This window comes from Acinetobacter sp. YH12239 (genome assembly GCF_013417635.1).
Classification (GTDB): domain Bacteria; phylum Pseudomonadota; class Gammaproteobacteria; order Pseudomonadales; family Moraxellaceae; genus Acinetobacter.
The window spans coordinates 19,119-32,852 of sequence record NZ_VPDP01000010.1 but is presented as its reverse complement, the minus strand read 5'-3'; the positions used below and the strand labels follow the sequence as shown (position 1 = coordinate 32,852).

Annotated in this window: 15 protein-coding genes; 10 read left to right on the top strand and 5 right to left on the bottom strand. The window is 39.2% G+C overall.

The genetic code is table 11. The annotated features are described in order from the left end of the window. Window positions 1-152 precede the first annotated feature (152 nt). From hemF to FTV17_RS09905, 5 genes are all read left to right on the top strand, one after another. Window positions 153-1,094: an oxygen-dependent coproporphyrinogen oxidase gene (gene hemF, locus FTV17_RS09925; protein ID WP_179999238.1), complete on the top strand. Its 942-nt coding sequence runs from the start codon at window positions 153-155 to the stop codon at window positions 1,092-1,094. 242 nt (window positions 1,095-1,336) lie between these two features. After that, a complete protein-coding gene (locus FTV17_RS09920) occupies window positions 1,337-1,549 on the top strand; it encodes a hypothetical protein (protein ID WP_035265018.1) in 213 nt (70 codons plus the stop codon). 84 nt (window positions 1,550-1,633) lie between these two features. Then, window positions 1,634-2,422 (top strand): shikimate dehydrogenase, encoded by a 789-nt coding sequence (gene aroE, locus FTV17_RS09915; RefSeq protein WP_179999236.1) that lies wholly within the window; start codon window positions 1,634-1,636, stop codon window positions 2,420-2,422. Window positions 2,423-2,802: 380 nt separating this feature from the next. Beyond that, a complete protein-coding gene (locus FTV17_RS09910; RefSeq protein WP_179999234.1) occupies window positions 2,803-4,626 on the top strand; it encodes an acyl-CoA dehydrogenase C-terminal domain-containing protein in 1,824 nt (607 codons plus the stop codon). 171 nt (window positions 4,627-4,797) lie between these two features. Next, window positions 4,798-5,403 (top strand): SRPBCC family protein, encoded by a 606-nt coding sequence (locus FTV17_RS09905; protein ID WP_179999232.1) that lies wholly within the window; start codon window positions 4,798-4,800, stop codon window positions 5,401-5,403. Window positions 5,404-5,461: 58 nt separating this feature from the next. On the opposite strand, the gene FTV17_RS09900 is transcribed toward FTV17_RS09905, so the two are convergent. Together FTV17_RS09900 and hemW are read right to left on the bottom strand one after the other, a co-directional pair. Next, window positions 5,462-5,875 (bottom strand): hypothetical protein, encoded by a 414-nt coding sequence (locus FTV17_RS09900; RefSeq protein WP_179999230.1) that lies wholly within the window; start codon window positions 5,873-5,875, stop codon window positions 5,462-5,464. A gap of 125 nt (window positions 5,876-6,000) precedes the next feature. After that, window positions 6,001-7,155, bottom strand: a complete 1,155-nt coding sequence (gene hemW / locus FTV17_RS09895; protein ID WP_179999228.1) for a radical SAM family heme chaperone HemW — start codon at window positions 7,153-7,155, stop codon at window positions 6,001-6,003. Between the two features lie 112 nt (window positions 7,156-7,267). Here hemW and FTV17_RS09890 point away from each other — a divergent pair, with 112 nt between their 5' ends. The 4 genes from FTV17_RS09890 (at window position 7,268) to FTV17_RS09875 (ending at window position 10,900) form a co-directional block, all read left to right on the top strand. Beyond that, complete coding sequence (locus FTV17_RS09890; RefSeq protein WP_035264998.1) at window positions 7,268-7,729, top strand: DMT family transporter; 462 nt, start codon at window positions 7,268-7,270, stop codon at window positions 7,727-7,729. Between the two features lie 99 nt (window positions 7,730-7,828). Then, window positions 7,829-9,133: an MATE family efflux transporter gene (locus FTV17_RS09885; RefSeq protein ID WP_218945336.1), complete on the top strand. Its 1,305-nt coding sequence runs from the start codon at window positions 7,829-7,831 to the stop codon at window positions 9,131-9,133. A 144-nt stretch (window positions 9,134-9,277) separates the two neighbouring features. Then, entirely contained in the window at window positions 9,278-10,570 is a 1,293-nt protein-coding gene (locus tag FTV17_RS09880) for an AarF/ABC1/UbiB kinase family protein (RefSeq protein ID WP_179999224.1), read from the top strand. A 78-nt stretch (window positions 10,571-10,648) separates the two neighbouring features. Continuing rightward, complete coding sequence (locus FTV17_RS09875) at window positions 10,649-10,900, top strand: type B 50S ribosomal protein L31 (protein WP_035264993.1); 252 nt, start codon at window positions 10,649-10,651, stop codon at window positions 10,898-10,900. Window positions 10,901-10,973: 73 nt separating this feature from the next. On the opposite strand, the gene crcB is transcribed toward FTV17_RS09875, so the two are convergent. Further along, window positions 10,974-11,354: a fluoride efflux transporter CrcB gene (gene crcB, locus FTV17_RS09870; RefSeq protein WP_179999222.1), complete on the bottom strand. Its 381-nt coding sequence runs from the start codon at window positions 11,352-11,354 to the stop codon at window positions 10,974-10,976. Between the two features lie 119 nt (window positions 11,355-11,473). Here crcB and FTV17_RS09865 point away from each other — a divergent pair, with 119 nt between their 5' ends. Continuing rightward, complete coding sequence (locus FTV17_RS09865; RefSeq protein WP_179999220.1) at window positions 11,474-11,806, top strand: HopJ type III effector protein; 333 nt, start codon at window positions 11,474-11,476, stop codon at window positions 11,804-11,806. 24 nt (window positions 11,807-11,830) lie between these two features. On the opposite strand, the gene FTV17_RS09860 is transcribed toward FTV17_RS09865, so the two are convergent. Together FTV17_RS09860 and FTV17_RS09855 are read right to left on the bottom strand one after the other, a co-directional pair. Continuing rightward, window positions 11,831-13,057: a TIGR03862 family flavoprotein gene (locus FTV17_RS09860; protein WP_179999218.1), complete on the bottom strand. Its 1,227-nt coding sequence runs from the start codon at window positions 13,055-13,057 to the stop codon at window positions 11,831-11,833. Then, entirely contained in the window at window positions 13,054-13,719 is a 666-nt protein-coding gene (locus FTV17_RS09855; protein ID WP_179999332.1) for an SAM-dependent methyltransferase, read from the bottom strand. The genes FTV17_RS09860 and FTV17_RS09855 overlap by 4 nt, the downstream gene beginning before the upstream one ends. Window positions 13,720-13,734: the final 15 nt, after the last annotated feature.

Here is a 13,734-nt window from a genome sequence, read left to right as displayed (position 1 = left end):
TTGGTCAGGATTCATAAGTAAATTCAAATCACAAAGTACGTTTACCCTGACTAAACTTAAATCTCGATCTGCTATATCGATAAAATCACCTTAATCTTTCATACAATTTATGTTTTGATGTAGCTAGTTTTTCATTGCCCAAGAGGCTTGGTATGTCACACCCGACTTCTGCAGATATTCAACGTGTCCGTGAATTTTTACTCGACTTACAAACTCGAATTTGTGCTGCGCTTGAACAACAAGAACAACAAGGTGGCGGTAATGCCCAATTTGAGATCGATGATTGGGAACGTCCCGAAGGTGGTGGTGGCAGATCACGCGTATTGCAAGATGGTACAGTGATCGAAAAAGGTGGTGTGATGTTCTCGCACATCAATATTTCAAAGTTACCAGCATCTGCTACCGAACGACATCCACATATAGCTGGCGCACGAGCACAAGCCATGGGGGTTTCTTTGGTGATCCATCCTAGAAATCCAAATGTACCGACCTCACATGCCAACGTAAGACTATTTGTCGCAGAAAAAGAAGGACAAGATCCTATTTGGTGGTTTGGCGGCGGTTTTGACTTAACGCCATTTTATCCGAATGATGAAGATGTTAAATCATGGCATCAAACTGCGCACGATCTTTGTGCACCTTTTGGCGATCATGTCTACCAAGATCATAAAAAATGGTGTGATGATTATTTTTATTTGAAGCATCGTGATGAACAACGTGGTGTCGGTGGGTTATTTTTTGATGACTTAAATCAGTGGGATTTCGAAACTTGTTTTAAATACATGCAAGCTGTAGGCAATGGATATCTCAATGCGATTCTACCAATCTTCCAACGTAATCAAGATAAACCCTATAGTGAAGCTCAACGCGATTTCCAATTGTATCGTCGTGGGCGCTATGTGGAATATAACTTAGTTTACGATCGAGGGACGTTATTTGGATTACAAACTGGCGGTCGAATTGAGTCTATTTTAGTAAGTCTTCCTCCATTAACGGGTTGGAAATACAGACCTGAATGGGATGAAGGCTCTGCTGAAAAAAAATTAACCGACTACTATTTAAAACCGAGAGATTGGCTCGCTGAACTGCATTAAATGTAAATCACTCGCCCTGTTAAAACAGGGCTTTTTTGTTGAGCAATATATTCACTCCATTGTCTAACGAAATTGAATAATTCCATTTCATTCTCTTAGAAAAAAAGGCACAATAGATAAAATTGATTAAATTTTGTCACACTTCTGACACAGCTCTTAAGTTTAATTTAAGCAAATTACTGTACAATCAATTTTTACTTGTATCACCCATGGAAGTTTTTACTTCTGCATAAGGAATCGATATGCAACACAACTCTATTCGCGCACGTGTTGTCGTATTTTGGACACTGGTTATTGCTCTTTTGAGTGCAATCAGTACCACTATATTTTCAGAAACACTACTCAATGATAGCTTTGGTTTTAGCTTGATGGTGTTTGCAGCTGTTGGTCTACTGCTCAACATTGCGCATATCTTACTTCATACCCTATTTGAAATTTGTAACCCAAGTCATTAATACACTTCATTGAATATGTTCATATTGGGAACTTTCTGCATTTGACGTATATTGTTTGCCACCTCTTCATCAGGAATTAGAGCAATGCGCAAACAATTTGCCGTAATTGGAAATCCCATTGAACAATCTCGATCTCCAGAGCTTCATCATGCGTTCGCACAAAAGACTGGGGTGATCCTTGAATATAGCAAACGCCTTGCTCCTCTCGATGGTTTTACACAGAGTATCAATGAATTTTTTAAGGCTGGTGGTATTGGTCTGAATGTCACGGTGCCGTTTAAAGAACAAGCTTTTGCACAATGTGATGTACTCACTGAACGTGCCAAAATTGCAAAAGCAGTAAATACACTATGGATGAAAGATGGTGTATTGCATGGCGACAATACCGATGGCCAAGGACTTGTTGCAGCCATTCAACATCTAAATTGGCCTCTTGAGCAAGCAAGCGTGCTTATTTTAGGCGCAGGTGGTGCAACACGTGGCGTGATTTATCCACTGCATAAAGCTGGTGTAAATAAAATCATGATTGCTAATCGAACGGTTGCACGCGCAGAGCAATTGATTCAGGACTTACAACCTGCTGTCCCAGATCTAGAGCTAAACGCTTGTGGTCTTGATCACTTAGCAGGTGAATTTGATATTGTTATCAATGCCACCTCTGCGAGCTTGTCTGGTGATGCACTCAATCTACCTCAACAGTTAAAATTCAAATATGCCTATGAAATGGCCTATGGCAAACCTTCCACTTTCCTTGATCAAGCGAAGCAGCGTGGAATTCCGACTGCAGAAGGATTTGGAATGCTCGTTGGACAAGCGATAGAATCTTTCGCGATTTGGAATGGTGTACGTCCAGAATTAAAAGACTTTATTTAGTTTTTGCACACTTTTAGCGCCTTGTGAACAGTGCAATTTTTTAAATTGCACTTTTTTCTCTCTAAAATATCTATTAAATATCTTTAAATTGATTTTAGTGACATATTTTTAGTGCACATTCAAATTGGATAAATTCAAATTAAACACATGCTCATTTACAGAACAAAATCAACCTAAGCTTATGTATTAATAATATTATTTCTTCAAACACACTCTTACTAAAACAAACAAATTCAGTTTATATTCATTCAAGAGTCTAAACACTAATTCGCAATTCTGACATTTATTTCCGTGACTTACATCAATGTTTTTTTAGTGTTGTAGGTCAATAATCGGGTCATCTAACGAGTATTTTCTCTATTCAAATTAGGAAAAGTTCAATGCCTGCATATAAAGCGCCCGTACGTGATATTCGTTTCTTAATGAACGAAGTTTTTGATTATCCTGCGCACTATAAAACTCTAAGCAACGGCGAAGCTGCTGACTCTGATACTATCGATATGATTATCGAAGGTGCTGCAGATTTCTGTGAAAATGTATTATCTCCACTTAATCAGTCTGGAGATGAAGAAGGCTGTCATTTTAAAGATGGCGAAGTCAAAACGCCTAAAGGTTTCAAAGAAGCTTACGAGCAGTTTGTACAAGGTGGCTGGCAAGGTCTTTCTTATCCTGAAGAGTTTGGTGGTCAAGCACTGCCTATGTCGCTGAACCTGATCAAATCAGAAATGATGGGTACAGCAAACTGGTCTTTCACGATGTATCCGGGCTTAAGTATGGGTTGTATGAATACCATCATGCAATTTGGTACTGAAGAACAGAAAAACACCTACATGCCTCACCTCACTGCTGGTACTTGGTCAGGCACAATGTGTTTAACTGAACCACAATGTGGTACAGACTTGGGTCAAGTTAAAACTAAAGCTGAGCCTAAAGGTGACGGTACTTATGCTATCACAGGTACTAAAATCTTTATTTCTGCGGGTGAGCACGATTTAACTGAAAATATCATTCATATTGTGTTGGCACGTCTTCCAGACTCTCCAGCTGGTACGCGTGGTATTTCATTATTCATCGTTCCAAAATTCATCCCAACTGCTGATGGTGGTGCAGGCGAACGCAATCCTGTGACTTGCGGTTCTATTGAACACAAAATGGGGATCAGAGCATCTGCTACTGCCGTACTGAACTTTGATGCTGCAACGGGTTATCTGATTGGTGAAGTCAACAAAGGCTTACACGCAATGTTTACCTTCATGAATACGGCGCGTATCGGAACTGCTGTTCAAGGTTTAGCACATGCAGAACTTGCATTCCAAGGTGCATTACCTTATGCAAAAGAACGTATGTCAATGCGCGCACTCTCAGGTAAAAAAGAGCCTGAAAAAGTAGCTGACTCAATTATCCACCATGCTGATGTTCGCCGTATGCTTTTGACTCAAAAAGCGATTGCCGAAGGTGGCCGTGCAATGATCTATCATGCTGCACAACTTGCTGACAAAATGACTGATGCTTTAGCTCAAGGTGATCAAGCGAAGTTTGATGATTACGATGATAAATTAGGTTTCTATACCCCAATTTTGAAAGGCTTCTTAACAGAGTTAGGCTTAGAAGCAGCAAACCACGGTATGCAAGTCTTTGGTGGCCATGGTTATATCAAAGAACATGGTATGGAACAGATCGTTCGTGATGCGCGTATTTCAACGCTTTACGAAGGTACAACTGGTGTTCAAGCACTAGACTTAATCGGTCGTAAAGTACTGTTATCTTCTAAAGGTAAAGTCGTTCGTGACTATACAGCTGAAATCTTAAAATTCTGTGGCCAGCACGCACGCAATAAATACATGCGCCGTTTTGCTTGGGACTTAACTAAGATTTGTGCACAATGGAACGCATTAACTGTACGTATTATGCTTGCTGCACGCAAAGATCGCGACATCGTTTCAAGTGCTTCTGTGGATTACTTAATGTTCTCTGGTTATGCAATGATGGCATATTATTGGGCTCAACAAGCGGCAGTGGCATCAGCGAAGTTAGCATCAGGTGATGGTCAAGAAACTCCTGAGTTTTATAAAGCGAAAATCAAAGTTGCAGATTTCTACTTTGAGCGTTTACTTCCACGTGCTCAAGGTCATGCTGAATCTATGGTTAACCCTTCGAAAACCTTAATGTCTTTAGAAGCTGAACACTTCAGTTTTGATTACTAAGATTTCATAGAAAAAAGACCGCAAAGGCGGTCTTTTTTTATTGATCGAATAAACTATCTTACTTTAAGAATACGAAATTACATTTAGAGCAAGAATACAACAGTGATATCTTGATCAAGCGATATAAATATTCCAAACGAGCTTTTATCAATATACAAAAAGGAAAATAATATGCATAAGACATTGATCTCCCTATCTTTACTCAGTGCAGTCTTTTTCGCTACAAATAGCTTCACTGAATCGGATATTAAAAATCACCAAAAAACCACGACGGATTCAACAAAGAATTTGAATTACTCGACGAGTGGCTCTGCTGAAGTCATTATTCATCTCCCTGTGAGTGAAGTCTTCAATATTTTAACCAATGTAAATCTTTGGCCGAAAATTAATTTGGGTGCAACTCAAGCCATCGAGCCTAAGAATATTCGCGTTCAAAAAGGTACGACTTTTAAAGAGTTTATTAGCAGCCCGATTCCAGGCATAAAAGATTGGAGTAATGAATGGCATGTGATTGAGTTTGAGAAAGATAAGAAGTTTGTTATCGCAACCATAGAGCAATTTGCTCAAGTCCCAATCCATTCAAAAATTACCTATGAATTTGACCGTATCAACGCTAATAGCACAGAATTTGAACGAACTATTGAAGTAACTTTAGACGATAAATTTATTCAAGGCGCGACAAAACAAGAAGTTGAAGCCCTGTATCGTTTTATTGGTTCTCAGTGGGAAATGGCCAATCATTTAAAAAAATATGTTGAAGATCAAAGCTCAAATTAAGGGATTAAAAACACCTGATTGACCAACCAATCAGGTGTTGTAAATTAATGCATATATTTTAATGCTCACGGTACTCTTTAATCTCTATTGGCTTATCTTTCACGAGTTCAACTGTTCCCTCATTCAAACCATTGAAATTTTTAAAATGAATTGAAACTCCATCTTCATTTGCAAGTTTTACACCACTTGCTGCAACCGTGCTCTTCAAGTGATAAACCGCATCCGAGTTATCCCTGAGTTCAGCCGTTTGAAAATTGTCGTTTGTTTTTAGCTCTAATGTTAAATCCATTGGTCCAGTAAAATGGATCACCTGTTCACCTTCAGCACGAGCAACTTGATCAACAGGCGCAGAAGCTTCAGCATTTAAATGCGCTGGTCTCTCTTGTTCTGACATTTGCTCACTATTTTTGTTTTTATCAGCACAACCAACGAATGCCAATCCCAAGATTGAAGCTACTAGAACTAATTTCATTTTTATTACCTATCTTGATGAGAACCATTAAAAAACTCATCATTATTTTCACAGTAAAGGAGCGAAATAAGTGTGGATTTAACAGTTTCGCTGTTAAAAATTACATTGGAGTTTAACTATAGAACTTACAGAAACTCCTCAAGCAATGAGTTCAAGTATAAATGTCCTTTAGCAGTGCATGACAAACGGTTTGGATCATCTACCATTAATTTTCTGTCAATCAATGACTGAATTTGAACTTGGATTGATTGCAAAGATAAACCTGTACGAGCTTCATAATATGAGGTTGGTACACCTTGATTAAGTCGCAGTGCATTCATCATAAATTCGAATGGCATTTCATCAGCTTCAATTTTCTTAAACTGTAAATGCTCTGCAGGGACTTTCGCCAGATAATCTTTCGGTAATCGTGTTTTTTGGTAACGATATACACCATCGCTTAGCGTCACTTTAGCATGCGCACCAGCACCAATCGCTAAGTAATCGCCAAATTGCCAATAATTTAAGTTATGCGCTGAAGGTTTTTCTTTACGCCAAGCCGACACTTCGTAGTTGGTAAAACCATTTTCGATTAAATAGGCCTCACCCTGTACCTGAATTTCTTCTAATACATCATCGACAGGCAAGATAGGTTGAGTTCGAAAAAATACGGTATTGGGCTCAATGGTTAACTGATACCATGAGATATGTGTAGCACCGTGCTCTACGGCAAGTTTTAAGTCAAGTAATGCTTGTTCAAGCGTTTGTTCAGGTAAGCCGTGCATTAAATCAACATTAATTCGCTTAAAGCCTGCATCCTTCGCCAAACCAATTGCTGAAATTGCATCTTGGTTGGAATGAATACGCCCCAGTTTTTGAAGATGATTCGAGTTAAAACTTTGGACACCTAAAGACAATCGATTGATCCCCGCCTTTAAATAATCTGCAAATGGATCATGTTCTACCGTGCCCGGGTTGGCTTCTAAGGTAATTTCACAATCATCCTCAAACGGAATCAAAGCGCTTAGCTGAGCAAATAGCCATTGATACCCTTGAGCAGAAATGAGAGAAGGAGTACCTCCACCTATGAACACGCTATGAATTTGACGACCCTGAGCAAAATTTATCTGTGTTTTGAAATCCTCAACCAATGCTTGTAAATATTCTTTCTCCAACGCCATGGACAATGCCCCATTGGGTACTGCATGCGAATTAAAGTCGCAATATGGACATTTACGCACACACCACGGCATATGAATATAAAGTGACAATGGAATATCTTGTGGATTCAAAGTAGCCAAACGTACAGCTCAAAACTTAAAAAACTTATTTTAACATGACTACACCATAACGCTCAGAACTGATTCAGTTTTTACTTTACACTCAATATAAAACAAGGACGTGGGTGCATTTATGTTTAAAGTCGCGAGCCAATTTTTATTCTTTATCCCTTTAGCACTGGGGATCGGAATCGCAATGACCTTCCAAACTGCGATTAACACACAATTACGTGAATATTTATATTCTCCATTACAAGCTGCACTTTTATCATTTTTGATTGGTACAATAGTTCTCGCAATACTGGTTTTTTTTCAACAGACTGAAAAACCACAATTGAGCGAAATTGTACAAATTCCTTGGCATCTTTGGCTTGGCGGTTTTTTAGGTGTTTATGCCATCAGTATTAGTATTTATTCCGCACCTAAATTAGGTTTCTTAACCTTATCGGCATTAATTATTTTTGGACAGATTGTTATGTCCATGATAGTCGACCATTTTGGAATTTTAGGTACAGAAAAAATTGCCATTAATTGGCAGCGCATTTTGGGTGGCGTGGTGATTTTTATAGGTGTGCTTCTCACTTTACAACGCTAAACCTTCATTCTAAGCACATAAAAACGATGAGTAATTTTTGTGTCTAATGTGACTGCAACTTCCAACATCAGTTATGAATTAAAAAAACTATTTCATCTCATGATCCCAATCTTGATTACGCAATTTTCGCAAGCAGGATTAGGACTGATTGATACCATTATGGCAGGACATTTATCTGCATTAGACTTAGCGGCAATTGCTGTCGGGGTAGGTCTTTGGATTCCTGTCATGTTGCTATTTAGCGGCATTATGATTGCAACAACGCCGTTGGTTGCCGAAGCAAACGGTGCGAGGACTCCAGAGAAAATTGCCACTATTACACGACAAGCATTATGGGTAGCTTTAGTTCTCGGGATTATTGCTGGTCTAGTCTTACAGATTCTCCCCTATACGCTTCCACTTCTTGGCGTTCCAGAGTCACTTCACCCTAAAGCTGGCCTGTTCTTACACGCGATTGGATTCGGTATGCCAGCGGTCACCATGTTTGCTGCACTACGAGGATACTCTGAGGCGATTGGTAATCCACGCCCAGTGACTGTAATCAGTTTAATGGCCTTAGTCGTACTTATTCCGCTTAATTTTGTGTTTATGTATGGTCTAGGTCCAATTCCTGCATTAGGAAGTGCTGGATGTGGATTTGCAACGGCAATTCTACAATGGCTGATGCTGATCACGTTGGCATTGTATATCTTGAATAATCAGGCATATCAAAAAACCCAACCCTTTAGTCATTTTGAAAAAATTGATCGCTACTGGTTAAAACGCATCCTTGCTTTAGGTTTCCCAATTGGCTTGGCTATTTTCTTTGAGGTCAGTATTTTCAGTACCGCTGCAATTGTATTGAGTCCATTGGGTGAAATTACGGTAGCAGCGCATCAGATCGCCATCTCCATTACGTCACAATTATTTATGATCCCGATGTCTCTCGCGATCGCACTTACCATCCGAGTGGGAACGTATTATGGTGAAAAGGATTACCAATCTATGCGTAAAGTCCAATGGTTGGGTTTAGCAACAGGCACTGTACTCGCATTGATGACCATGATTTTATTGTGGGTCTTCCGCCATCAAATTGTCGCGTTGTACACCTCTGATGTATTGGTGACTCAAATTGCGGTTTACTTGGTGCTATTCGCTGTTGCTTACCAACTGATGGACGCTTGGCAAATCAGTGCTGCAGGATGTCTAAGAGGCATGCAAGATACGAAGGGTCCTATGTGGATTACTATGCTTGCCTATTGGGTGATTGCATTCCCTGTAGGCGTATATCTCTCTAGATTCACCAGTATTGGTCCCGCGGGTGTATGGATTGGATTGATCGTGGGGTTAAGTATTGCCTGTGTACTCTTACTCGGACGTTTATATATGAATAATCAGCGGCTTGAGCGTAGTCAATCATCATGAACTATAAATCCCGAATGATCGGGATTTATTTTTTTATGCCAATCATTTACTTACAACTCATTAACAATTTCAAATATGCATCTTTTGATTTGTCGCCTATGATCAGATCAGAAGATGAAAATAATGAATCGAGGTTCTTAACTCATGGCAAACAAAGCGAGCTCTCCCGGCCGTCGTTTCATGAAACTCGCAGGTATGACTGCAAGTATTGCTACTAAAACCGTGTCCAACTCTATCCGCACCTTTAATGCAGATGATGATAAAAAAAACGAAGCACGAAGTAAGCTATTTCAAGACATTGGTGTTCAAATTGCAGATACCCTTGGGGAAATGAAAGGTGCTGTAATGAAAGTTGGTCAAATTGCATCACAATATAAAGATATTTTCCCGCCTGAAGTCGCGAAGGCTATTGCTAAATTACAACGTCAAGCCCCTGCGATGCCCTTCCAACAAATCAAGCAACAAGTAGAAAAAGAACTTGGTCAGCCACTGTTAGATATTTTTAAAAAATTCGATGAACAACCTTTTGCAGCAGCTTCGATTGGGCAAGTTCATAAAGCAATCTTAAAAAATGGCCAAGAAGTCGTTGTAAAAGTACAGTACCCAGGCGTAGATGAAGCATGCGAAAGCGATCTAAAACAAGTTCGCTTGGCCTTACGTTTGATGGGTGTACTAAAAATCGATAAAAAATTGCAAGATCGATTATTTGCAGAAATTCAAGACAGCTTACACGAAGAGCTCAACTATGAAATTGAAGCGCAAAATTTAGAGGTATTTAGAACCTTCCATCAAGCATTGGATTCTAAAATTATTATCCCACAAGTTTTCAAAGATTATTCCAGCAGACGAGTTCTTACCTTGAGCTTAGAAGCAGGTGACAATATTGAAACCGCAAGCTCTTGGCCACTTGAAACACGCAACGAAATTGGTCGTCGACTAATTCAAGCTCTTGGTCATCAGATTTTCTATTTAAAACGCTTTCATTGTGATCCGCATCCTGGCAATTTTGCTTTCCGCTCAGATGGTAGTGTCATCATCTATGATTTTGGTGGTGTTAAAACCTTATCTGCTGAACTGGTGGATCGATTTAAAAAATTAGTTCGCGCTGGTCGTGCTGAAAATATCCAAGAGATTGAACAACATCTATTCGCGTTGGATGCTCTTGCTGAAACAGGAAAATTCCCTGAGGAACTTTACAAACAATGGTTAGAAGTGTTGCTCAGACCCCTTACCACTCAATACAATTTTGCTGAAAACTCATCTCATCATGATGGCGTCATTTTAGTGAAAAAATCACTTAAGTATTGGGATACATTTAAGCCCTCTCCAGACACATTAATGGTCAATCGTACGATTTCTGGACACTATTGGAATCTGATTAACTTAAAGGTCGATGACAATCTCAATGATTTGTTTGAAACGCTCGTTCCGATTTGAAAAAATTAACAAGACCTTACAATCCTCATTATTGTTATGTTATATTATAACATTATATAAATAATTCGGAGTGTTTTCATGCGTCCCAATATTCATCCTGAATACCATGAAGTACTATTTCATGATACCAACGCAGATCAGTATTTCATCATCGGTAGTACGATTCAGTCAAAGCAAACAAAAGAATATCAAGGGAAAACTTACCCCTATGTCACGCTAGATATTTCAAGTGCTTCGCACCCTTTCTATACTGGTGAGGTCCGTCAGGCCAATAATGAAGGTCGTGTGGCAAGTTTCAATAAGCGTTTCGGTCGCTTTAAACGTAAATAATAAAATTTTCGACTCTCACTATTTTTAAGCCTAAATTTACTCCTCCAATTTAGGCTTTTTTTTGTTCTTATCGTTATTTATTGGCTAAATAAAATTGAGTAAAGGTAAAACTAAAGATCAGTCCTAAGAGTCCAATCATGATACTACTCACAACATACATCAGTGCCAAATTGTATTGCCCAGATTTTATCAATTGAAAAATTTCCAAGCCAAAACTTGAAAATGTGGTAAAACCACCTAATATGCCAACCATAAAAAATAGGCGAGCTTCTTGTTGTAATACAGGATATTGTAAACTGAATGCAAAGAATCCCCCTGCTAGAACACAGCCCAGAATATTCACAATCCAAGTTGCCCATGGAAATTGATCTGCATTTTGCATGAACCACATACTGGTCATATATCGAAGTGTTGCACCAATCGCTCCACCACATGCTACCCATAACCAACTCATATTATGTCCGTTCTCGTGTATTGATCATATTTTTACCTTAAAAAGTAACGAATTATTGTCTTGGATTCACGCGTTTTTTCGTTAAGATGTAGCAAATTTAAACGTGTAAGGACTCAATTATGGCTCAAGCATTATTGGAACAATTAGAAAATGGCGAAGTAAAATTTGCCGACGTAATTTCATTGATTGAAGCAGGTTATACACATACGCCAACCGCATTTAGTAATGGTCAACAATATAATGCCAGTAATGAAAATCAAGGGAGTGCTAAAGTTTTTTCCTTTGCCAAATTAAATGGTCTTTCTCAAGAACAAACATTACAGCTTTTTGCAGAACACTACGCTTCTGTTCTGGCGACACCTGAAGCATCAGATCATCAAAATATCCGTCAATTCATGATTCATGGATGGGATGGCATTAAATTTGAAGGCAATGCACTCACTGCGAAATAATCATAAATAAAGACTAGCGCTTAGCTAGTCTTTTTCAACAGTTTTATTTAGGTATTCAATTACACCTAATCCTGCTGCTCGACCTGTTGCAAAACATGCTGTAAGTAAATAACCACCTGTCGGGGCATCCCAATCCAACATCTCTCCACAGCAGAAAACAATTGGATTACTTTTCAACTGTAACTGTTTAGTCAAGGCAATTTCCCGTACACCACCTGCGCAGCTAATGGCTTCTTCAATGGGTCTAAAACCATCTAGTTTGATAGATAAATGTTTAATATGCTGAGCCATTTTCTCTGCAAACGCCCAATCATGCTTTGGGGTCAACTCACGTAATAAATTTGACTTTGCAGTGTCTAATCCCAATTTTCGCCAAACATTATTTATGCTTTGTTTCTTAGCATTCTTAAGTTTAGAGATGATTTCATGCTCAGATAATTCTGGCAGTAAATCTAAATTTAAAACCATGAAATCTTGATATTGCAATTGTGTTCGAAGTGCCCGACCATGCTTATAGACCAACCCACTCTCCAAACCATAGTGGGTGATCACGATATCACCCTTAGCTTTGGGCTGATGATCCACCCAAGCTTCAACTCGTTTGAGTGGCGAGCCAAATACAGGTTCCATATACGAAGACCAAGCTCTGACTACACCAGCATTACTCGGGGAAAACGCTTTTAACTCTTCTTTAGCCAACCATGACTGCCAAGCCCCATCACTACCCAACTGCGCCCATGACACAGCGCCACACGCCAATACAATCGCATCAAATTGCTCAGTTCGTATTGAATTGGATTGAGTATCAAAAACTGTCAGTTCATTTTGATTAAGCGCGGTAATTTGATGCCGATAATGAAAATTGACCTTGGTATCTACTAAACTTTTTAACCAAGCACGCAGTAATGGAGCTGCTTTCATTTCATTGGGAAATATACGACCAGAGCTTCCAACATAGGATTCAATCCCTAGGTTTTTCATCCAATTTCGAATCCAACGCGCATCCCATTTTTTTACCCAAGGTGTAAGCCATTCGGCATGATCATAACGACCAATAAATTGATCGATAGGTTCGGCATGAGAAATATTTAAACCTGTTTTACCTGCCATCAAAAATTTACGTGCAGCTGAAGGCTTTTGTTCAAAAATATGAACTTCAAATGCAGGATGAGCAGATAAAACTTCAGCAGCCATTAAACCTGCCGGACCTGCGCCTACGATTGCGATTCGCTTTGAATATTCCAAATTCATAGATTATTCGTTTGTTGATTTTCAGAAGAGATCGGCATTTGCCCTTGCAGAGGCATAAAGTGATCGAAGCGAGTTTGGTACGCTTCAGGTTTTTGAATAATCAACTGCTGGCATAATTCACCACGCTCTAGATACTTTACTTCAAAATGCGTTCTTGCCGAAGTTGAAGGGATTCTTTCTTTAACATAAGAAAGGTTCCAAACATTAAGCAGTTGTTGCTCTGCCTCGTCAATATATTCAGGAATATTGCTGGCTAAAGTGATCGTACCATTCGGTTGCAATCGAGACAGTAAAAATTCAAAAAAAGGCATATTCAACCAACGTTGCGCTGGATTATGAGGTTCAGGATTCGGATATAAAATAAAAAAATCTTCAACTTGCTGTGGAAATAGCGCATGTACGATCCAAGGGATTGCATCTGCATGTACAGGTCGCAAATTGGTTTGACCCTCTAGTTGATGCTGTTTTTGCATCGCTAGAAATTTTTCTCTAGTTCGTTCAATCGCGATTAGTTGTCTTTGCGGATTTTGTTGCGTAAACAATAAAGCATGTTTACCTTTACCCGCCCCAATCTCAACACATAGTGGTTCAGCTAGAATCGGTTGAAAGTCGCGTGGCGCATGCATACGCTGTGCTTGAAATTGACGAATCGGCATAATCAGATCAAACTTATGAAA